The organism is Xanthomonas protegens (assembly GCF_038442435.1).
GTDB classification, from domain to species: Bacteria; Pseudomonadota; Gammaproteobacteria; order Xanthomonadales; family Xanthomonadaceae; genus Xanthomonas_A; species Xanthomonas_A sontii.
Map to the genome: position 1 here is coordinate 154696 of NZ_JAQJCQ010000007.1, position 20108 is coordinate 174803.

The window sequence follows — 20108 nt, forward strand, 5'->3', positions numbered from 1 at the left end:
CACCCGGCGAGGCGCGATGGGCCGCCATGCGCCCATGGCATCGCAGACGATTAGCCCCTCTCCCACCGGGAGAGGGGTTGGGGTGAGGGTACGGCTGCGCGCCGCCTCTGATCACCGCACTTGCTGCCTGGCGACGTTGGCTGCCGTACCCTCATCCGCCCCTTCGGGGCACCTTCTCCCAAAGGGAGAAGGGTGCGCCGCTAGTCCGCTTTTCACCCGGCGAGGCGCGATGAGCCGACATGCCACACGCCTACGGCAAGACACGCGCCAGCAGTTCCTCGAACGGCACACCCGCCTCCAGCGTGCCAAACGCCAGGCCGTGTGCGGCGGCCAGACGGCTGCGTACGAAGCTCGCCGCCGCCGGGCTGGCGCTGCGCAGCAGCACCGCCGCCTGCAGGGCCAGCGTCAGGCGTTCGGCCAACTGCCGCGCGGTGTACTCGTCGGGGGACACGGCACCGCTCAACGACGGGCGCAATGCGTCGACCGCAGCGTCGTAAGCCGGGTCGGTCCCGGTGGTGCGCTCCAACTCCGCCAGCGCCGCAGCCGCGCTGGCCGGTTCGCGCGCCAGCGCCCGCAGCACGTCCAGGCACTGGATGTTGCCGCTGCCCTCCCAGATCGAATTCAGCGGCGCCTGCCGGTACAGCCGCGGCAGGATCGACTCCTCGACGTAGCCGGCACCGCCCAGGCATTCCTGCGACTCGTTGACGAAGGCCGGCGCGCGCTTGCACAGCCAGTACTTGCCCAGCGCGGTGGCGATGCGCGCGAATGCCGCTTCCGACGCGTCGGCGTCGGCCGCATCCACCGCGCGCGCCACCCGCAGCGCGAACGCGGTGGCGGCTTCCGATTCCAGGGCCAGATCGGCCAGCACGTTGCGCATCAGCGGCTGCTCGACCAGGCGCTTGCCGAACGCGATGCGATGCCTAGCGTGGTGCAGCGCCTGGGCCAGCGCCATGCGCATCTGCGCGGCGGCGGCGAGCATGCAGTCGAGCCGGGTCAGCATCACCATGCCGATGATCCGTGCCACACCCCGCCCTTCCTCGCCGACCCGCTGCGCCCAGGCACCGGCGAACTCCACTTCGCTGGATGCGTTGGACCAGTCGCCCAGCTTGTCCTTCAGCCGCATCAGCCGCAGCGCGTTGAGCCGGCCATCGGGCAGGCGCCGCGGCAGCAGGAAACAGGTCAAGCCGCCCGGTGCCTGCGCCAGCACCAGGAAGCCGTCGGACATCGGCGCGGAGAAGAACCACTTGTGCCCGACCAGGCTGTACACGCCGTCGCCATCCAGCGGCGTGGCGACGGTGGCGTTGCTGCGCACGTCCGAGCCGCCCTGCTTCTCGGTCATGCCCATGCCCAGGGTGATGCCGGCCTTGTCGGCGATCGGCACATCGCGCGGGTCGTAGTGCGGCGCGGCGGCCTTGTCGGCCCACTCACGCAAGGCCGGGTCCTGGCGCAACACCGCGACCGCAGCGTGGGTCATGGTCAGCGGGCAACTGGTGCCGGCCTCGGCCTGGTGGTGCAGGTAGCTGAGCGCGGCGCGCGCCACATGCGCGCCCGGTTGCGGGCTGTGCCAGGACAGTCCGGCCACACCATGGCGCTTGGCCGCGTCCAGCAACTGGTGATAGGCCGGATGGAACTCAACCGTGTCGATGCGGTGGCCGTAGCGGTCGTGCGTGCGCAGCCGCGGACGATCGCGGTTGGCGTCGAAGCCGAGCCGGTACAGCGCATCGCCGGCCAGCGCGCCGTACTGCGCGAGCGCCGCGGCGAAGGCGTCGCCGCCTTCGCGTGCGATGGCGGCGCGCAGCACCATGTCGTCGGCCCACAGATCGCGCGGTTCGAACGGCGGCGGCTGGTTGTCGACCGTATGCGTGGCGAACGCGGGCAGGTCCGTGTGCATGCATCTCCCTCCCAGAAGTGCTGAACGCATTGTGGCCGATCCGTCGCGTCGCCGCGAACGCACGGAGCGGATTCTCATCTCCTGCACACCGGCTTGGACACAGTGGCGCCCATGCCGAATGCCGCTTCCCAGGATCTGGTGGTGCTGCGCCCGGAAGGGCTGTACTGCCCCGCCGGCGACTTCCATATCGACCCCTGGCGGCCGGTGCCGCGCGCGGTCATCACCCACGGCCACGGCGACCATGCGCGCTCGGGCATGGGCGAATACCACTGCACCGCGGTGGGCCTGCCGATCCTGCGCTGGCGACTGGGCGAGCAGGACTATCGCGCCTACGACTACGGCACCCGCTTCACGCTCGGCCGCGCGCAGGTGTCGCTGCATCCGGCCGGGCACGTGCTCGGCTCGGCGCAGGTGCGCATCGAAGTGGATGGCGAGGTCTGGGTGGCCTCGGGCGACTACAAGCGCCAGCCGGATCCGACCTGCGCGCCATTCGAGGTGGTGCGCTGCGACACCTTCATCACCGAGGCCACCTTCGCCCTGCCTGTGTACCGCTGGCCGGACACCAGCGAGGTGGCGCGCGACATCGTCGCCTGGCGCCGCGAATGCGGTGCGCGCGGCGAGGCCGCCGTGCTGTTCTGCTATGCGCTGGGCAAGGCGCAGCGCGTGCTCGCCGAACTGCAGCCGTGGGACGACCAGCCGGCGCTGCTGCACGGCGCGGTGGCGGCCGGCGTGGCGGTGTATCGCGAGGCCGGCGTGGCGATGCTGGACACGCGCACCGTGTCCGAACTGGACAAGCGCGCCGACTATGCCGGGCAGTTGGTGCTGGCACCACCGTCGGCCGCGGGCAGCCCGTGGCTGCGCCGCTTCCGCCATGCGCAACTCGGCTTCGCCTCGGGCTGGATGCGGCTGCGCGGCAATCGCCGCCGGCGCAACTACGACCGCGGCTTCGTGGTCTCCGATCATGCCGACTGGCCTGACCTGCTGCGCACCATAGACGAGACTGGCGCGCGCCGCGTGATCGCCACCCACGGCAACACCGACGCGATCATCCGCGCCCTCAACGAACGCGGCGTCGCCGCCGAGGCGTTCCGCACCGACTACGGTGGCGAGGAATGAAGCGCTTCGCCGCGCTGTACCGGCAACTGGACCAGAGCACCGCGACCCTGGACAAGCGCGCGGCGCTGGTGGCGTATTTCGAGCAGGCGCCGCCGGCCGATGCGGCCTGGGCAATCTGGCTGCTCAGCGGCGGCAAGCTGCGGCGCATCGCCAACACCCGCGAACTGCGCGAGTGGGTCGCGCAGGAAAGCGGCCTACCCGGCTGGCTGGTGGACGACAGCTACGATCACGTCGGCGATCTCGCCGAGACGCTCACCCTGCTGCTGGACGATCCAGCCGAAACCCCTGACCCGGCGCCGCTGCGCGACTGGATCGAGGAGCGCCTGCTGCCGGTGGCCGCACAGGACGACGCCGCGCGCCGTGCCGCGGTGGTGGCCGGCTGGCATAGCCTGGCCTTCGACGAGCGCCTGCTGTTCAACAAGCTGCTGACCGGCGCATTGCGCGTGGGCGTGTCGCAGCGACTGGTGCAGCAGGCACTGGCGGCGATGTCGGGGATCGACATTGCGCGCATTGCACAGCGCATGCTCGGCGCCTGGTCGCCGACGCCGCAGGCGCTGGAGCAGTTACTGTCCGACGAGGTGCTGCCCAGCGACCGCCAGCAGCCCTACCCGTTCTTCCTCGCCTCGCCGCTGGAAGCCGAGGCCGCCACGCTCGGCGCCCTCGATGATTGGCTGCTGGAATGGAAATGGGACGGCATCCGCCTGCAGCTGATCCGCCGCGACGGCGAAGTGGCGCTGTGGTCGCGTGGCGAGGAACGCCTGGACGGGCGCTTCCCGGAGATCGAGGCGGCGGCGGCGACGCTGCCGCGCGATGCGGTGATCGATGGCGAGCTGCTGGTCTGGCGCGAAGGCGAGACCGCGCCGTTGCCGTTCACCGCGCTGCAGACCCGCATCCAGCGACGCAAGCCTGGCGCCAAGACCCTGGCCGACACGCCGGCGCGGGTGCTCGCCTACGACCTGCTGGAACTGGACGGCCAGGACCTGCGCGAGCAGCCGCTGCAGCAGCGCCGCGCGCAGTTGCAAACGTTGCTGGAAGCGCACGCCGATCCGCGCCTCACGCTGTCGCCGCAGGTGCAGGCCGCGACGTGGGAGCAGGCGGCGGCGCTGCGCGAGGATTCGCGCGTGCAAGGCGTGGAAGGGCTGATGCTCAAGCGTGCGACGTCGCCCTACCAGTCCGGCCGCCGCCGTGGCGACTGGTGGAAGTGGAAGGTGGCGCCACTGACCATCGACGCGGTGCTGCTGTACGCGCAGGCCGGGCATGGCCGGCGCAGCACGCTGTACACCGACTACACCTTCGGCCTGTGGGATGGCGAGCAACTGGTGCCGGTGGCGAAGGCCTACTCGGGGCTGGACGACAGCGAGATCCTGGCGCTGGACCGCTGGATCCGCGCGCACACCACCGAGCGCTTCGGCCCGGTGCGCGCGGTGACGCCGTACCAGGTGTTCGAGCTCGGCTTCGAGGCGGTGAATCGCAGCAGCCGGCACAAGTCCGGCATCGCCGTGCGCTTCCCGCGCATCCTGCGCTGGCGCCACGACAAGCCGTTCGCCGAGGCCGACCGCTTGAGCACGCTGCAGGCGCTGGCGCGATGAGCGGATCGGCGGCGCGGCGGCGCCCGGCCGATGCGCCGCTGTACGCCTGGTTCGCGCAGCAGGGCTGGCAACCGCTGCCGTTCCAGCGCGCGCTGTGGCGGCACTACCTGGACGGCGGCTCCGGGCTGCTGCACACGCCCACCGGCAGCGGCAAGACCCTGGCGGCGTTCGGCGGTCCCTTGCTGGAAGGCCTGCGTGCGCAGGCGGCAGTGCAGGCGTCAGCAGCCAGCAGGAAGCCCGCACGCGGTGGTACCACCGCCAGCGCCGCCGCAAAAACCGCCAAGACCGCCACATCACCGCGCGCACGCCGCCAGGCGCAGCGCGATCTGAAAGTGCTGTGGATCACCCCCTTGCGCGCGCTCGCCGCCGACACGGTACGCGCGCTGCGCGAACCGGCGCAGGCGCTGGGCCTGGACTGGCAGATCGGCCTGCGCACCGGCGACGCCAGTGCGCGCGATAAGCGCCTGGCGCGCAGCGGCAAGCTCGACGTGCTGGTGACCACGCCCGAATCGCTGGCACTGCTGCTGTCCTACCCCGACACCGCGCCGCAACTGGCGACGCTGCGCTGCGTGATCGTCGACGAGTGGCACGAACTGCTCGGCAACAAGCGCGGCGTGCTGCTGCAGCTGTGCCTGGCGCGGCTGCGCGGCTGGGCGCCGACGCTGCGCACCTGGGGCCTGTCGGCCACGCTCGGCAACCTGGACGAAGCGCGCGACGTGCTGCTGCCGCACCTGCCGCACCTGCCGCAGGCGCCGATCGTGGCCGGGGTCAAGCCGCGCACGCTGACCCTGGAGACGCTGGCACCCGCGGTCGGCGAGCGCTTCCCCTGGGCCGGGCATCTTGGCCTGGCGCAATTGCCAAGGGTGCTGGAAAGCCTCTTCGCGGTGCGCACCAGCCTGCTGTTCACCAACACCCGCGCGCAGGCCGAGCTGTGGCATCAGGCGCTGACCTCGGTGTGGCCGGAAGAGGCGCACACGCTGGCCCTGCACCACGGCTCGCTGGACCCAGCGCTGCGCAGCGCCGCCGAGCAAGGCCTGCGCGACGGCAGCCTGCGCTGCGTGGTGGCGACCTCGAGCCTGGACCTGGGCGTGGATTTTCCGGCCGTCGACCAGGTGCTGCAGATCGGCAGCCCCAAGGGCGTGGCGCGGCTGCTGCAGCGCGCCGGCCGCGCCAAGCACCGCCCCGGCGAGGCCGGCCACGTGCTGTGCGTGCCCTCGCACGCGCTGGAACTGGTCGAGTACGCCGCGGCGCGCCGCGCCATCGCCCACGGCCGCATCGAATCGCGGCCGTCGCCGCGGCTGTCGCTGGACGTGCTGGCCCAGCACTGCATCACCTGTGCGCTGGGCGGCGGCTTCGCTGCCGACGCGCTGTACGCCGAAGTGCGCGGCACCGCCGCCTTCGCCGCGCTGGATGCGCCGACCTGGCAGGCGGTGCTGGAGTTCGTCGTGCAGGGCGGGCGTGCGCTTGCGCAGTACCCCGACTATCGCAAGGTGGTGCTGGACGCCGACGGCCTGTACCGCGTGAACGACCGCCGCATCGCCCTGCGCCATCGCCTGTCGATCGGCACCATCACCAGCGACGGCAGCGTGGCGGTGCGCTTCCTGCGCGGCGGCCGGCTCGGCGCGGTGGAGGAGCAGTTCGTCGGCCGCCTGCGCCGCGGCGACCGCTTCCAGTTCGCCGGGCGCCTGCTGGAACTGGTGCGGCTGGAAGACATGACCGCCTACGTGCGCCTGGCCAAGGGCGGCGACGGCAGCGTGCCGAAATGGATGGGCGGGCGCATGCCGCTGTCCTCGGAACTGGGCCGCGAAGTGGAAGCGGTGTTCGCCGATCCGCGCGGCGAGGCCGAACTGCGCGCGCTGGCGCCGCTGCTCGGCCTGCAGCGCGCGCTGTCGGACTTGCCAGCGCCGCAGCGGCTGCTGGCCGAACGCGTGCGCGCCCGCGACGGCCAGCACCTGTTCGTGTACCCGTTCGCCGGGCGCCAGGTGCACGAAGGCCTGGCCGCGCTGCTGGCGCTGCGCTGGGGCCGGCAGCAGCGCAATACCTTCAGCTTCGCCGCCAACGACTACGGCCTGGTGCTGTCGCCGGCGGAGGACGCACCGATCGATGCAGCGCTGCTGCGCGAACTGCTGAGTCCAGCGCAGTTGTTCGAGGATCTGCGCGAGAGCCTCAACCTAGGCGAACTGGCGCGGCGCCAGTTCCGCGAGATCGCCCGCGTCGCCGGCCTGCTGCCGCCGAGCCTGCCCGGCCGCCTGCCGCGCAGCCTGCGCCAGCTGCAGGCCTCCAGCGGCCTGCTGTACGACGTGCTGAGCCGCTTCGATCCCGAGCACCTGCTGCTGGCGCAGGCCGAGCGCGAGGTGTTGCAGGGCGAGATGGAACTGACCCGGCTCGCCGCCACCCTGGACGATTGCGCCGCGCGCGAGCTGGCGCTGCACAGCCCACGCAGCCTCACCCCACTGGCGTTCCCGCTGTGGGCCGAGAGCATCCGCGGCCAGCTCAGCACCGAGGACTGGAAGGCGCGGGTGATGCGCGCGGCGGCGCAACTGGAGCAGCGCCATGCGCGCTGAACTGGACTGGTTGCTGGCCGGCGAACCGATGCGCCTGCTCGGCGACCGCGCACTGTACTGGCCGGCGCGGCGGCGGCTGCTGATCGCCGACCTGCACCTGGGCAAGGCCGACGTCTTCCGCCGCGCCGGCATCGGCCTGCCGCGCGGCGGCACCGCGCTCGACCTGGCGCGGCTGTCGGCCTTGCTGGAGGCGCAGGACGCGGCGGAACTGTGGATCCTCGGCGACGTGCTGCACGGCGCCGCACCCGATGCCGAATGGCAACGCCAGTGGCATGCCTGGCGCGCGCAGCATCCGCAACTGCGCGTGGCGGCGATCACCGGCAACCACGACCGCGCGCTGGCCGGCGCCGGGCTGGACATCGCGCCCCTCGGCACGCAGGTGGAAGACGGCCCGTTCGTGCTGCGCCACGATCCGGCCACCGATGCGCAGCGCCACGTGCTGTGCGGGCACCTGCACCCGCTGGTCAAGCTGCCCGGCCTGCGCCCGCGCTGGCCGGCGTTCTGGCTGCGCGAGGGCATGACCGTGCTGCCGGCGTTCTCGCACTTCACCGCCGGCGTCGCCCCGGTGCTGGCACAAGGCGAGCGTCTGGTCGCCTGCGTCGAAGGCGCAGCCTTGGCGCTGCCGGTGGCGACGGCGTAGGTCGGCGCGGTGGTGGCTGGTGGATGGTCGACAGCCCCATCGAGGAGTACGACCTTATCCAGGAGCATCACCTTGTGGGAGGGACTGCAGTCCCGACACGTCCGCCAGCGAGGCGTCGGGGCTGAAGCCCCTCTCACAGTGCAATCGCACTGTCTTGCCATCGGTCTGTCGTAGGAGCGGCTTCAGCCGCGACCGGGCTTTACCAGGAAAGCGCGGTCGCGGCCGAAGCCGCTCCTACGGCGGGGCCGCGTGGCGATGCAACCGCGCGCGCTGGGTCGCGCTCTGTACCCCGCAGCTACCGCGGCGAATCGCGGACGCTGGCCCGCAACCTCGCCCTGCGGCGATACCGGTCGGGTCGAAGCGCTGGATCTGGTGCGGCACGGTGAGGACCTCGTCCTCCTCGGCGGCGATGTCCGTCTCTGCGATCGCGGCCAGCGGCTCGCGCAGGTCACTTCGCCGCCTACGGCAGCGACGCGCGCCGCGCCACCGCGTCCTGCAACGCCTCGAAAAACTCCGGCGCCAGCGGCAGCTTGCCGAACCAGCCGTGCTGGGTGCCGCTGAGCACGCGCAGCATGTGCCCGCGGCCGCCGGGCATGCGCCCGGCCGGCAACATGCCCACGTCGCGAAGCCACGCCGCCACGTCGCGCTCGGACTGGAACAGCGGGGTCAACCAGCGGCTCCAGAACTGGTACACCGCCACGTGCGCCTGGCGCTGCGCCTGGTAGCGCGCCAGCGCCGCGTCGATGTCCGGCGCGATGCGCAGGCTCTCGCTCAGCGCCCAGGCATCCATCAGCGCCATGTTGACGCCCTGCCCCAGCTGCGGGCTCATCGCATGCGCGGCATCGCCGGCCAGGACCAGGCGGCCGCGGTACCAGTGCCGCTGCACCGCATCGCGGTAGCTGGCCCGCGCCAGTTGCGCCGGTGCGTCGATCTGCGCCAAGCGTTCGCGCGCCTGCGGCCACAGCTGTGCGATCTCCTCCAGCCACGGCTGCACGCCGCGCGCCTGCCAGGCATCGAACTCGGCGGTCGGCAGGCTCCAGAAGAAACTCACCCGCGGCTCGGCATCGCCTGGGCGGGTGCCCACCGGCAGCAGACCGATCATCTTGCGCGCGGCCACGTAGCGCTGGCGCAGTTCGTCGGCGAAGGCCCAGTCGCCGCGCGGCAGCAGGCACCACAGCGCGCCCCACGGATACACCCGGTCCAGCCGCGTCGCCTGCACCTGCGCGCGCAGCGCCGAGGCCGAACCGTCGCAGGCGATCACCAGGTCGAACGGCCCGTGCCAGCGGCCGTGCTGGTCCTGCACCCGGCGCAGCGTGTCGTCGATGGCGACGATGCGCGTATCGCGCTGCAGCGTGGCGTAGCCGTCCCAGGCCTGCGCCAGCAGGGCGAACAGGGCGCCGCGCTGCATGCCCAGCCCGAACAGGCGCGCCTCCAGGTCGCGGTAGCGCATGTCCATCACCGCGCGCCCGCACGGGGTCTCGCCGTACAGGCGGTGCACCGGCGCGCCGTAGGCCAGGGCCTGATCGAGCAGGCCGATCCGCCACAGCACCTGCAGGCCGGTCGGCTGCAGCAGGAAACCGGCACCGACCGGTCCGGGCTGCGCCGCACGCTCGAACACCTGCACGCGGTGCCCGTCGCGCGCCAGCAGCAGCGCCAGTGCCTGGCCTGCGGTGCCATACCCCACGATCCCGATCTGCAGTCCTTGCTTCATTGCCTGCACCGCCTGCCGACGCCGACACCACGGCGTCTCCCATAAAAAACCCCGCCGAAGCGGGGTTCAAGGCACAACCGAGTCAACGCGAGCGCTTACTCGACCGGCGTGATATTCGAGGCTTGCGCGCCCTTCGGACCCTGGGTCACGTCGTAGCTGACACGCTGTCCTTCCTGCAGGCTGCGGAAGCCCTTGGAGTTGATCGCGGAGAAGTGCGCGAACACATCGGCGCTACCGTCTTCCGGAGAAATAAAACCAAATCCCTTGGCGTCGTTGAACCACTTGACGGTACCGTTCGGCATGGTGATGCGAGACCTTTTGCAGTGAATGGGTGGTGGTTGTGCGGCAGCCGCACCGGCGGAGTATGCAAAGCTTGCGCAACGAAGACAATCACCCGCGCGCCAGTTCCCCCACCAGCTCCGGCAGCCCGACCGAGGCCGCCTCGACATTGGCCAGCACCTCTGCCAGGGTGATTTCCTCGGCATCGCCACAGCCGGCCGCCCAGTTCGCCACGATCGCCAGGCAGGCGTAGTCCAGGCCCAGCTCGCGCGCCAACCCGGCTTCGGGCATGCCGGTCATGCCGACCAGGTCGCAACCGTCGCGGCGCAGCCGCGCGATCTCGGCGATGGTTTCCAGGCGCGGCCCCTGCGTGGCGGCGTAGCAGCCACCGTCCACGAGGGCGGCGCCGGTGACGCGCGCGGCGGCGAGGATCTTGCTGCGCAGCAGCGGCGAATACGGATGGCCGAAATCCACGTGCAGCACCTCGCTGCCCGGTTCTTCGCACAGGGTGGAGATGCGCCCCCAGGTGTAGTCGATGAGCTGATCCGGGCAGGCCAGCACGCGCGGGCCGAAGCGCTCGGTGATGCCGCCCACCGTATTCAACGCGAGCACGCGCGTGGCGCCGATCTGCTGCAGCGCAGCAAGGTTGGCGCGGTAGTTGATCTTGTGCGGCGGCAGCGAATGGCCTTCGCCATGGCGGGCCAGGAAGGCGACGCGGTGGCCGAGCAGCGTGCCGACCCGCACCGGGCCGGAGGGCGCGCCGTAGCGCGTCTCGACCTCGTGCGTCTGCACGTCGTCCAACTGTGCGAGCTTGTAGACGCCGGTGCCGCCGATGACGGCCAGTGCGATGTTGTCCATGCGGATCCTCGAACGAAAGGGAACGCCTGCGCCGGCGACGCGCGCCGGCAGCGGGAAACGGCAGCGACACAGGCGAGGCTGGCTCGCCTGGCCGCTTACTCCTTCATCGCGTAGATCGCCGGCAGGTTGCGCAGGGCCTCGTTGACGTCCATGCCGAAGCCGAACACGTAGCGGTCCGCCACCTCGACGCCGACATAATCGGCACTGACCCCGGGCACGCAGCGGTCGTGGCGCTTGACCGTCAGCGCGGCGATGCGCACGTCGGTGGCGCCCTGCTCCAGGCACCACTCGCGCACCGCCTTCAGGGTCAGGCCTTCATCGAGGATGTCGTCGAGCAGCAGCACGCGGCGGCCGTACAGCGCGGTGGCCGGGCGGTGCTTCCACACCAGTTCGCCGCCGACGGTCTCGCCGCGGTAGCGGGTGGCGTGCAGGTAGTCCAGTTGCAGGTCCTGGCCGCGGCTGCCCAGTTCCAGCGCCAGTTGGCCGGCGAACGGCAGCGCGCCGTGCATGATGGTCAGGTAGACCGGGGTTTCGCCGCGGTAGTCGGCGGCGATGGCGTCGGCCATCTGGGCGATGGCCTGGTCGATGCGGGTGCGATCGACCAGCAGGTCGGCCTGGGCCAGGGCCTGGGCGATGGTGAGAGTGGACATCAGGCGGTTTTTCCGAAGGTGGAGAGCAGATGGGATTGGGTATGGCCATAGCGGGCGTCGGCCAGCAGGCCGTCCCAGCCAAGGCCGCCGCGGCCGATCAGGCCGAGCAGCGCGGCGGTGTTGAGCGGGCGGTCGCGCACGGCCTGCAGCGAGTCTTCGACCAGTTCCGGGTGGCAGACCAGGACCACGTCGCAGCCGGCGTCCAGGTGCGCGGCGACCCGCGCGGCGACGCCGCCGGCGGCGAACGAGGCGGCCATGCCGATGTCGTCGGAGAACACCACGCCACGGAAGCCCAGCTCCTGGCGCAGGATCTGCTGGATCCAGCGCGGCGAGTAGCCGGCCGGTTCCGGCGCCACCTGCGGGTAGACCACGTGCGCCATCATCACCGCGTCGGCGCCGGCGGCAATGCCGGCGGCGAACGGCACCAGGTCTTCCTGGCGCAGGGTGTCCAGCGAACGCGGGTCCTCGGCGTTGTCGACGTGGGTGTCCTCGAGCACGGTGCCGTGGCCGGGGAAATGCTTGAGGGTGGCGCCCATGCCCACGCTGTGCATGCCGCGCACATAGGCCGCGGCGAAAGCCGCGACCACCTGCGGATCGTCGCTGAAGGCGCGGTCGCCGATGGCGCGGTTGCCGCGGGCCAGGTCCAGCACCGGGGCGAAGCTCAGGTCGATGCCGCTGGCGCGGATCTCGCTGGCCATCAGCCAGGCGTGCTGCTCGGCCATCTCCAGCGCCGCGGCCGGATCGCGCGCGTACAGCGCGCCGAAATCCTGCAGCGGCGGCAATGCGCTGTAGCCCTCGCGGAAGCGCTGCACGCGCCCGCCTTCCTGGTCCACGCAGAGCAGCAGCGGCCGCGGCGTGGCGGCGCGGATCGCCGCACTCAACTCGGTCACCTGCGCGCGCGAGGCGAAATTGCGTTTGAACAGGACCACGCCGGCCACCGCATCGTGCTGCAGCCAGTCGCGCTCCTGCGCGGTGAGTTCGGTACCGGCAAGGCCGATCGCGAGCATGCGGGGGATTCCTCCTGCCGGCGCGGTGGAGGCGCCTGTGAGTCGGCATTGTCGCAGATGCCGGCGTCGGCGGCAGGTCGCGCCCCTGCCAGCTGACACGTCTTGGTAATGAACGCGGACGGAGCGGTGGCGCACGCAGCGATGTGCGGCGCAATAAAGGCCGGGCCGCACGGCAGATCGCATGGTCCGCGCTCTGCATGCGGCCTTGGGGCCGGCGGCGTGGCCGGAATGGGCGCGCGGCATGCGGCGGACGCCCCGGCGCGCCAGCATCGGGCCTGGCAGGACGTCTGCGCACGCCGCGGGCGGTCCCTTACGGCCCCGAGACGACGGCCTGGCGCGCGACCCGCAGCGCGGGGATCGCAACGTGCCGTGCGCGCGTTGCTAGACCGCGCACCCCTCCGGACCGCAATCGCGGCCCGCCTGGGCGTCGGCCAGCAAACCGCGCACGGTGGCGGCGAATACCTCCGGCGGCTGCGCGCCCTGCAGCGCCTGGCGGCCATCGATGACGTAGGTGGGCACCGCGCGGATGCCCATGGCCTGCGCCTGCTGCAATTCCGCCTCGATCTCGTCCAGCCCCTCGTCGCCGGCCAGCAGCGCCTGCACCCTCGCTGCCGACAGCCCGCCTGCGGCGCCGGCATCGCACAGCGTCTGCGGATCGGCCAGGTTGCGGCCCTCGGCGAAGTGCGCATGGAACAGCGCCTCGGTGACCGCGTCGACGTCGCCCTCGCGCGCGGCCAGCCACAGCAGCCGATGCGCGGGCAGCGTGGTCACCCGCACCTGGCCGCGGCCGAAGTCGAACGGCAGACCCTCGGCGCGGGCGGTGGCCTGGGTTTGCGCCAGGATCTGCTCGGTGCGCGCCGCACCGCCGAACTTGGCCGCATAGGCCTCGCGCAACGGCACCGGCTCGGTGCCGGCGTCCGGATCCAGCTGATACGGATGCCAGTGGATTTCCAGCGCCGGCGCATCCGCGCCGAGCGATGCAAGACCTTGCTGCAAACGGCGCTTGCCGATCCAGCACCAGGGACAGACCACGTCGGACCAGATATCGATGCGCATGAGCGGGGATTGGGGATTGGGGATTGGGGATTGGGGATTGGGGATTCACAGAAGCATAAGCCCGATTGCCGCGAGAAGCGGGGATTCGGGATTGGGGAGTGGGGATTCGCAAAAGCGGGTCGCGTGCGACGTTTGGCTCTACGCTTTTGCCAATCCCTAATCGCGACTCCCCAATCCCTGCCACTCGCAGAATGGACGGCCTGCCAGCGCCACGTTGTAGTAGCGCGGGTCGTCGGTGACTTCGGCGCCGAGCCAGTCCGGCTTGGCGAACGCCTCGTCGGCGCTGTCCAGCTCGATCTCGGCGACCACCAGCCCGGCGTTGTCGCCGAGGAACTCGTCCACTTCCCACAGATGGCCCTGGTGCTGCACGAGATGCCGGCGCTTGTCGATCAGGCCGCCCACGCACAGCGCCAACAGCGCGCGCGCATCGTCCAGCGGGATCGGATACTCGAACTCCTGGCGGGTATGCCCGAGCTCGCGCGACTTGAGGTTGAGGAACGCCGCCTCGCCCTGCACCCGCACCCGCACCGACGCCTTCTGCGCCCCGCTGGCCAGCGCCGCCTGGTCGTTGAGATAGCCCTGCGCCATCGGAATCACGGCATGCGCCGCTGCGCGCCAACCGTCACCGGTCACCAGGAATTTGCGTTCGATTTCGATTGCCATGGGAATCGGGAATGGGGAAAGGAGAATGGAAAAAGCTTAAACCGCGCGCGCAGCCGCTGTGACGAATCCCTAATCCCGATTCCCCATTCCCGGCCTTTCAAACACCGCAATGCTCTCCACATGCGCGGTATGCGGGAACATGTCCATCGCCCCGGCGGCCTTGAGCTCGAAACCCTGTTCGTTGACCAGGTAGCCGGCGTCGCGCGCCAGCGAGCCGGGATGGCAGCTGACGTAGACGATGCGCTGGAACTGTTTCAGCGGCAGTTGCTGCAGCACCTCCAGCGCGCCGGAGCGCGGCGGGTCCAGCAGCAGCTTGTCGAAGCCCTGGCGCATCCACGGCGCCTGGCGCTGGTCCTGGGTCAGGTCGGCGGCGAAGAACTGCGCGTTGTCCAGGCCGTTGCGCTGCGCGTTCTCCCGCGCGCGCGCCACCAGCCCGGCGTCGCCTTCCACGCCGACCACCTCGCGCACGGTGCGCGCCAGCGGCAGGGTGAAGTTGCCCAGGCCGCAGAACAGGTCCAGCACGCGGTCGTCGGGCTGCGCGTCGAGCAACGCCAGCGCGTGCGCGATCATCTTCTCGTTGAGCGCGGCGTTGACCTGGATGAAGTCCAGCGGCCGGAACGCCAACTCCACGTCCCACTGCGGCAGCCGGAACGACAGCGGTACCTCCTGCGGGTACAGCGGGTGCACGCTGTCCACGCCGCCGGGCTGAAGGAAGATGGCGAACTCGTGCTCCTGGGCGAAGGCGATCAGCGCGTCCTGGTCGCGCGCGCTCAGCGGCTGCATGTGGCGGAAGGTCAGCGCCACCGCGGCGTCGCCGGCGATGAACTCGATCTGCGGGATGTCGCGCTTGCCGTCCAGGCTTTCGACCAGGTCGGCCAGCGCGGTCACCTTGAAGCCGATCTGCGGGATCACCGTGTGGCAGACCGACAGGTCGGCGACGAAACGCGGATCCTGCTCGCGGAAACCGACCAGGGTCTTGTCCTTCTTTTCCACCCGCCGCACCGAGAAGCGGCCCTTGCGCCGGTAGCCCCAGGGCGCGCCGGTCAGCGCCGGCAGCACCGCCTGCGGGGTCACGTGGCCGATGCGCTCCAGGTTCTCGGTCAGCACCCGCTGCTTGGCGACGATCTGCTGGTCCTCGGCCAGGTGCTGCAGCACGCAGCCGGCGCAGACCCCGAAATGCGGACAGCGCGGCGTCACCCGCTGCGGCGAGGCCTGCAGCACCTGCACGGTGCGCGCCTCGTCGAAGTGGCGGTTGCGCGCGGTGGGTTCGGCCAGGACGGTCTCGCCGGGCAGCGCGCCGGCGACGAAGGCGACCTTGTCGCCCTCGCGGCGGGCGACGCCGCGGCCGTCGTGGCTGAGGTCGGCGATGTCGGTCTGGAAGGGCGTGCGGTCGAGACGATTTCTGGATCGGGCCACGTGGCAACAGGCTGCGGGCGGAAAAGGGCGGCTATTGTCGCAGATGGGCCGGGCCGGGGCCGGCTTGCGATTGCCGCGCCGGCGAGGCAAAGTGGCGCACGCACGCGCGCCGCCGCGCGGGATGCGACCACGCCGCATGGAGGCATCAGCATGGCATCGAACCAGGACCCGGTAACGCGACTGCTGCTCGTCGAAGACGACCCGATCAGCCGCGCTTTCTTCGACGCGACGCTGCAGGCGCTGCCGGCCCAGGTGGACCTGGCCGACTCCGTCGCCAGCGCCCTCGCCCGCGCGCAGACGCAGGCGCACGACCTATGGCTGATCGACGCCAATCTGCCCGACGGCAGCGGCAGCGAGTTGCTGCGCCAGTTGCAGCGGCAACGCCCCGGCACCCTGGGGCTGGCGCATACGGCCGACGCCAGCGCCACGGTCCGTGCGCAGTTGCTCGACGCCGGCTTCGCCGACGTGCTGCTGAAGCCGCTCAGCACCGAACGGCTGCTGCAATCGGTGCGGCGGCTGCTCGCGCGCGGCCGCCTCGGCGGCACCGCCGGGACCGCCGACCCGACCCTGGATTGGGACGAGACCACCGCGCTGGCCGCGCTCAACGGCGAGCGCGCGCACCTGATCGCATTGCGCGAACTGTTCCTGGCCGAGCTGCCCGGCACCCGCGATGCGGTGGCCTCGGCCCTGCAACTCAGCGACGACCAGGCCGTGCGCAGCCACCTGCACCGGCTGCAGGCCAGCTGCGGCTTCGTCGGCGCCGCGCGCCTGGCGCGGGCCGTGCGCCAGTTGCATGGCGATCCAGCTTCCTCGCAGGCCCGCCACCAGTTCAGCGAGGCGGTGGCGGCGTTGTTGCACTGAAGGCCGGGAGTGGGGATTCGGGATTGGAGATTGGGGATGGCTCCCCGTCACTTCCCACGCGTCGGCCTGGGGCGCGCCATCTGCCGCAACCCGCGCTTCGAGCGTTGCCCTGGCGGCCCCGGCCGGTCGCCGCCCTTCCCCCTGCCATCACGATCCGGTCTCGCGACGGCGACGACAACGACGGCGCCGCCATGGCGCTCGCCACACAGCGAAATTTGCAAATAAGATTCGTTCTCGAATAAATTAACGCCCCGACGACATCCTCGGACCAGCCATCGCCCCGTCCGGTCACTACCGCAACAGGGGCTTTCTCATGTTTCAGACGTCATTCCACCGGCCAGCGCCGGCCATGGGCGTGCTCGCCCGCGCGCTGTTGGCCGCCCTCGTGGCCGCCGCGTCCACCTCGGCCAGCGCCCAGGACACCGCCAGTGACGGCACCCGCGATGCCGGGTCATCGGCCGACGCCACGCAACTGGACACGGTCATGGTCAAAGGCCAGCGGCTCAGCCTGGACCTGCAGCAGGATGCGGCGGTCGGCGCGCTGGGCACGTCGCGCCTGCTGGATACGCCGTTCTCGGTGAGCCTGGTCGAAGAACCCGAGATCGCGCGCCGCCAGGCCTCCACGCTGGGGCAGATCTTCATCAACGATCCATCGGTGTTCGCGGCCGAGCCGCCGGCCACCACCAACTGGTGGGGCACGCAGATCCGCGGCATCGGCGTGCGCAATTTCTACGTGGACGGCGTGCCCATGCTGATGGAATGGGGCGGCGAGTTCCCGCTGGAAGCGGTGCAATCGGTGCAGGCGCTGAAGGGCCTGGGCGGCTTCATGTATGGCTTCGGCGCACCGGGCGGCATCGTCAGCTACCAGACCAAGCGTCCCACCGACACGCCACTGCTGGCCACCACGGTTGGCTACCGCAACGACAGCGTGTTCTCGGCACAGGTGGATGCGGGCGGCCGTGCCAACGGCGCCGACTCCTTCGGCTACCGGCTCAACGCCGGCATCGAACGCGGCGACGCGTACAACGGCGCGGGCATCGACCGCAAGACGATCGCTGTTGCGGTCGAGCAACCGATCGTCGAGGGCCTGACCTGGCATGCCGAACTGGTACACGAGCGCAATACGCTCGAGCACGAGCCGCTGTACTTCTATTGGGATGCCTACCAGGGCACGCGCCTGCCCCGCCCCACCAGCGACTCCGCCAAGATCCGCGTCGACGGGGCCTACTACGAGACCGCCCTGCTGCACGCGACCACCGGCCTGAACTGGCGCATCGACGAGCGCTGGAGCGCGGCGCTGAGCCTGGGCGGCAGCCGCCGCCGGCACACGTCGCACAAGATGTTCGCCAATCTGCTGAACGAAGCGGGCGACTACGCCGGTTTCGCCTACGACTTCGGTGCGGTGCTGCGCAACAGCGTGGTGCAGCTGCTGGTCAACGGCCGCGTCGACACCGGCCCGGTGACGCACGCGTTGGTGTTCGGTGCCTCGGTGCAGCGCAGTTGGGACCAGTGGAGCAAGGCGTTCTACTGGAGCAACGACTTCGACGGCAACCTGTATCGCCCGCAGTCCTTCCGCCCCACCCGCCGACCGGACTACAGCCTGGCGCCGGTCAGCGCGGACCTGCGCCAGAAGGCGGTGTTCGTCAGCGACACCCTGCAGTTCGGCGACCACTGGCGCGCCATCCTCGGCGCGCGCCACGTGGATTACCAGCAACGCGATCTGGATGGCGACGCGTCGGTGGACAGCGGCTACCGCACCTCGGTGACGACCCCGACCGTGGCGCTGATCTACAAGCCCATCGACGACGTGTCGCTCTACGCCAGCTACGTGGAGGCGCTGGAGCCCGGCAGCCGCGTCGGCACCGATGCGCTGCCCGCCTATGCCAACGCCGGCAGCGTGCTGGCGCCGACGGTGAGCAAGCAGTACGAACTGGGCGCCAAGCTGCAGAGCGGGCGCTTCGCGCTGACCACCGCCGCGTTCCGCATCGAGCGCGGCGCGCAGATCGACGCCTACCGCGACGGCCTGCGCTACCTGACCCAGGACGGCCTGACCCTGTATCGCGGGCTGGAAGTGATCGGCAGCGTCGGCGTGACCGAGGATCTGGAAGTGGGCGTCGGCGGACTGTGGATGGACCCGCGGCTGCAGGATCTGTCGCCGGACAACGCGGCCCTGCGCGGCAACCGCCCGGCCGGCGCCGCACGCCGGCAACTGCTGGCCAATGCCACCTGGCGCGTGCCGGGCGTGCGCGGCCTGAGCCTGCACGGCAACGTGCGCTACTCCGGCGATGCCTACTACGAGGATCAGAATCGCGTGCTCATTCCCGGGCATACCGTCGCCGCGGCCGGCTTCCAGTACGCCACCACGCTGGGCGGCTACGACGCGTTGCTGACCGGCAACATCAACAACCTGTTCGATCGCACCTACTGGAACCAGCACACGCTGGGCGAGGCACGCAATGCAGCGCTAAGCCTGCGGATCGATTGGCGCTGAGTGCGCCTGCCGCTGCCGTGGCCCGGCGTGGCGACGGCGACGGCGGGCGGCGCAGCCCCGCTGCGTGGAGGCCTGTGGTCGTGACGGAAGCGACCGCAGGCGCAGCTCCTCCAGCCGCGAAGGACGTTCCAGGAAAGCCCGTCCCGGATGATCCCGCAAAAACGGACAAGAACCGCTTCTACGGAGCAAGCCGCATCCGCTTGGGCGGGTGACGACCGCAGCTCACTCGGTGTCCGCGTGGCGGCAGCGCTCGCACCGTCGATCCGCCGCCCTCACGACGCCGCGGAAGGCGGCGACCGCGGCGGCGCTTCCGGCACGGACGCCGACGTTGCGTCGCCCTGCGCATCCAGCTCGGCGTCCGGCTCCGGTGTCGCCGCGCGCGCTGCCGATGCCGGCATTGCGGCGACGCCGGGTGCAGCCAATAGCGGCGGATCGTCCTGCGGCGGCTCGGGATCGGCAACCGCCGGCGCCATGCCCGCGGCACTGGCACTGCGCTGCCGCGCCAGGTCCTCGACCATTTCCCAGGATTTCAGGCCGCGCCCGCCGAGGTGGTGCAGCAGCACCACACGCATGCCGCGGCGCAGGCCGGGCAGATCCTCGGCGACCGGTTCGGTATCGTCGGCCAGCGCCAGCAGGGCGCGCCCGGTCGCCATGCCGCTGCGCTGATCGTGGCCGCGATCGCTCAACAGCCGGCGTGGCCCGTGCTCGGCGTCGAGCACGTAGCGCGCTGCCGGGTCGATCGGGTCGCCGTCGCCGTCGTGGCGCAGGTCGAATCCCACGCCCAGCGCCTCCAGAAGGTCGCGCTCGAAGCAGCGCAGCGACCAGGCCAGCGGCGCTTCGGCGGCCAGTCGCGCGCGCACCCGCGCGTACGCCAGATACAGGTCCGGCGCCGGATCGTCGCGCGGCGCCAAGCGCAGGGTCAGTTCGTTGATGTAGAAGCCGGCCAGCATCGCCTCGCCGCTCAGCCGCGGCGCCGCATCCATCGCCTCGGCCTCGCGCAGTTGCGCCAGTTCGCCGCGGCGCTGCGCGCTGAAGCGGATCGACTGCAGCGGCTGCAGTGCCGCGCGCAAGGCCTGCTTCTTCGGCCCGTGCACGCCGCGCGCCAGCACGCCGAGCCGGCCGTGGTGCACGCTCAGCACCTCCACCAGCAGGCTGGTCTCGCGCCAGGGCCGGGCGTGCAGGACGAAACCGGGTTCGTGCTCGATCAAGGCTTCAGGAGCTGGGAATGGGGAGTGGGGAATAGGGAATGGAACAGCATGCCGTCCCTAGCCAAATCATCGTCCAACGATCAGGAAAAGAGCTGACTCTTATGTAGG

At 71.0% G+C, this 20108-nt stretch carries 15 protein-coding genes and 2 pseudogenes; 6 read left to right on the forward strand and 11 right to left on the reverse strand.

The genetic code is table 11. The features are described from left to right. Positions 1–250: 250 nt before the first annotated feature. Entirely contained in the window at positions 251–1906 is a 1656-nt protein-coding gene (locus PIQ37_RS10325; RefSeq protein WP_407136587.1) for an acyl-CoA dehydrogenase family protein, read from the reverse strand. Between the two features lie 96 nt (positions 1907–2002). Between PIQ37_RS10325 and PIQ37_RS10330 the strand changes: the two genes are divergently transcribed. The 4 genes from PIQ37_RS10330 to pdeM are packed head-to-tail and all read left to right on the forward strand — an operon-like array spanning position 2003 to position 7800. Next, positions 2003–3007, forward strand: a complete 1005-nt coding sequence (locus tag PIQ37_RS10330) for a ligase-associated DNA damage response exonuclease (protein ID WP_342073393.1) — start codon at positions 2003–2005, stop codon at positions 3005–3007. Next, positions 3004–4596: an ATP-dependent DNA ligase gene (locus tag PIQ37_RS10335; RefSeq protein WP_342073394.1), complete on the forward strand. Its 1593-nt coding sequence runs from the start codon at positions 3004–3006 to the stop codon at positions 4594–4596. The genes PIQ37_RS10330 and PIQ37_RS10335 overlap by 4 nt, the downstream gene beginning before the upstream one ends. Then, entirely contained in the window at positions 4593–7160 is a 2568-nt protein-coding gene (locus PIQ37_RS10340; RefSeq protein WP_342073395.1) for a ligase-associated DNA damage response DEXH box helicase, read from the forward strand. Before PIQ37_RS10335 ends, PIQ37_RS10340 begins: the two co-directional genes overlap by 4 nt. Beyond that, entirely contained in the window at positions 7150–7800 is a 651-nt protein-coding gene (gene pdeM, locus PIQ37_RS10345; protein WP_342073396.1) for a ligase-associated DNA damage response endonuclease PdeM, read from the forward strand. Before PIQ37_RS10340 ends, pdeM begins: the two co-directional genes overlap by 11 nt. Before the next feature lie 336 nt (positions 7801–8136). On the opposite strand, the pseudogene PIQ37_RS20705 reads toward pdeM, so the two are convergent. The 9 genes and pseudogenes from PIQ37_RS20705 to rlmD all read right to left on the reverse strand — a co-directional run. Beyond that, positions 8137–8247: pseudogene (locus PIQ37_RS20705) on the reverse strand (RNA polymerase factor sigma-54); the annotation flags it as partial. A 13-nt stretch (positions 8248–8260) separates the two neighbouring features. Beyond that, positions 8261–9511, reverse strand: a complete 1251-nt coding sequence (locus tag PIQ37_RS10350) for an FAD-dependent oxidoreductase (RefSeq protein WP_342073397.1) — start codon at positions 9509–9511, stop codon at positions 8261–8263. A 95-nt stretch (positions 9512–9606) separates the two neighbouring features. Next, a complete protein-coding gene (gene cspE, locus PIQ37_RS10355) occupies positions 9607–9813 on the reverse strand; it encodes a transcription antiterminator/RNA stability regulator CspE (RefSeq protein ID WP_003488188.1) in 207 nt (68 codons plus the stop codon). Positions 9814–9901: 88 nt separating this feature from the next. Beyond that, positions 9902–10648 (reverse strand): S-methyl-5'-thioinosine phosphorylase, encoded by a 747-nt coding sequence (locus PIQ37_RS10360; RefSeq protein WP_407136582.1) that lies wholly within the window; start codon positions 10646–10648, stop codon positions 9902–9904. Between the two features lie 95 nt (positions 10649–10743). Continuing rightward, entirely contained in the window at positions 10744–11298 is a 555-nt protein-coding gene (locus PIQ37_RS10365) for a hypoxanthine-guanine phosphoribosyltransferase (protein ID WP_342073398.1), read from the reverse strand. Further along, on the reverse strand, positions 11298–12305 hold the full coding sequence (nagZ, locus tag PIQ37_RS10370; protein ID WP_342073399.1) for a beta-N-acetylhexosaminidase: 1008 nt from the start codon (positions 12303–12305) through the stop codon (positions 11298–11300). The genes PIQ37_RS10365 and nagZ overlap by 1 nt, the downstream gene beginning before the upstream one ends. A 381-nt stretch (positions 12306–12686) precedes the next feature. Beyond that, complete coding sequence (locus PIQ37_RS10375; RefSeq protein ID WP_342073400.1) at positions 12687–13361, reverse strand: DsbA family oxidoreductase; 675 nt, start codon at positions 13359–13361, stop codon at positions 12687–12689. A gap of 156 nt (positions 13362–13517) precedes the next feature. Then, positions 13518–14024 (reverse strand): CYTH domain-containing protein, encoded by a 507-nt coding sequence (locus PIQ37_RS10380; protein ID WP_342073401.1) that lies wholly within the window; start codon positions 14022–14024, stop codon positions 13518–13520. A 69-nt stretch (positions 14025–14093) separates the two neighbouring features. After that, positions 14094–15440 carry a 23S rRNA (uracil(1939)-C(5))-methyltransferase RlmD gene (gene rlmD, locus PIQ37_RS10385; protein WP_342073402.1) on the reverse strand — a complete coding sequence of 449 codons (1347 nt, stop codon included), beginning with the start codon at positions 15438–15440 and terminating at the stop codon, positions 14094–14096. Between the two features lie 144 nt (positions 15441–15584). On the opposite strand from rlmD, the gene PIQ37_RS10390 reads away from it, so the two are divergent. Both PIQ37_RS10390 and PIQ37_RS10395 read left to right on the forward strand, forming a co-directional pair. After that, a complete protein-coding gene (locus PIQ37_RS10390) occupies positions 15585–16301 on the forward strand; it encodes an Hpt domain-containing response regulator (protein ID WP_342073456.1) in 717 nt (238 codons plus the stop codon). Between the two features lie 313 nt (positions 16302–16614). After that, positions 16615–18792, forward strand: coding sequence for a TonB-dependent siderophore receptor (locus PIQ37_RS10395; RefSeq protein WP_342073403.1), 2178 nt, complete (start codon positions 16615–16617; stop codon positions 18790–18792). 491 nt (positions 18793–19283) lie between these two features. Here PIQ37_RS10395 and recO read toward each other — a convergent pair. Beyond that, positions 19284–20000: pseudogene (recO, locus tag PIQ37_RS10400) on the reverse strand (DNA repair protein RecO); the annotation flags it as partial. Positions 20001–20108: the final 108 nt, after the last annotated feature.

Coding starts and splice junctions, on each gene's coding strand:
- PIQ37_RS10330 (WP_342073393.1), top strand. CDS start 2,003: ATGCCGAATGCCGCTTCCCAGGATCTGGTGGTGCTGCGCCCGGAAGGG.
- PIQ37_RS10335 (WP_342073394.1), top strand. CDS start 3,004: ATGAAGCGCTTCGCCGCGCTGTACCGGCAACTGGACCAGAGCACCGCG.
- PIQ37_RS10340 (WP_342073395.1), top strand. CDS start 4,593: ATGAGCGGATCGGCGGCGCGGCGGCGCCCGGCCGATGCGCCGCTGTAC.
- pdeM (WP_342073396.1), top strand. CDS start 7,150: ATGCGCGCTGAACTGGACTGGTTGCTGGCCGGCGAACCGATGCGCCTG.
- PIQ37_RS10350 (WP_342073397.1), bottom strand. CDS start 9,511: ATGAAGCAAGGACTGCAGATCGGGATCGTGGGGTATGGCACCGCAGGC.
- cspE (WP_003488188.1), bottom strand. CDS start 9,813: ATGCCGAACGGTACCGTCAAGTGGTTCAACGACGCCAAGGGATTTGGT.
- PIQ37_RS10360 (WP_407136582.1), bottom strand. CDS start 10,648: ATGGACAACATCGCACTGGCCGTCATCGGCGGCACCGGCGTCTACAAG.
- PIQ37_RS10365 (WP_342073398.1), bottom strand. CDS start 11,298: ATGTCCACTCTCACCATCGCCCAGGCCCTGGCCCAGGCCGACCTGCTG.
- nagZ (WP_342073399.1), bottom strand. CDS start 12,305: ATGCTCGCGATCGGCCTTGCCGGTACCGAACTCACCGCGCAGGAGCGC.
- PIQ37_RS10375 (WP_342073400.1), bottom strand. CDS start 13,361: ATGCGCATCGATATCTGGTCCGACGTGGTCTGTCCCTGGTGCTGGATC.
- PIQ37_RS10380 (WP_342073401.1), bottom strand. CDS start 14,024: ATGGCAATCGAAATCGAACGCAAATTCCTGGTGACCGGTGACGGTTGG.
- PIQ37_RS10395 (WP_342073403.1), top strand. CDS start 16,615: ATGTTTCAGACGTCATTCCACCGGCCAGCGCCGGCCATGGGCGTGCTC.